Below are 560 nucleotides of genomic sequence, written 5' to 3' on the forward strand. Positions count from 1 at the left end.
TTTTTCTATCTGCACTACTCCTGCCAAACTAATCAATGTGGCCAGAGTGCTCTGAGTTCTTCGCAGAAGCCCCGGTTCTTTTGCCACAGCTTCCGACCATTCCTTTGCAGGTATGGATTTTTGGTACTCCCTTATAAAATATCTAGCACCTATATTGTAACTTGCAGACAAGTCACAATTATACTGCTTTCCCGTGCTGAAAGTACACAGACTAAAGTTGTCCTTATTCCTTTTAACACTGCCACTCCCGTCATAGGCCAACAAAGATGTATTTTTAGGCGTTACCCTGCTGAACCTCATGCCGGCACTGTGGGCTTTGTGCTTCACTTTGTTCTGTATTGCAATTTTTGTCCAAAGCTGCAGTTTCATTCTTATTCTCTTGTTTCTGCTGCCCTTGATTTTAGGAAACCGGTCCAGGTACTCGAATACTATGGTATCCGCATTTACTTTCTCCGCAAAACTGACTATTTCATGGACTGTCCTGTTGGTTATTTCTCTTTTCAGGTTGTTTATCTTATTCCATGCCCTGGTCAATTTTGCCTTTTTCCCGCTCTGTTTCT

The 560-nt window shown here is 42.5% G+C and carries 1 protein-coding gene; it reads right to left on the reverse strand.

Annotation, left to right across the window (positions count from 1 at the left end; genetic code table 11):
- Positions 1-560 (reverse strand): IS200/IS605 family accessory protein TnpB-related protein (locus J5G60_RS18680; RefSeq protein WP_150359096.1); only part of this gene is annotated, 560 nt, incomplete at both ends.

The organism is Clostridium sp. HV4-5-A1G (genome assembly GCF_900184915.1).
Lineage (GTDB): Bacteria > Bacillota > Clostridia > Clostridiales > Clostridiaceae > Clostridium_B > Clostridium_B aromativorans.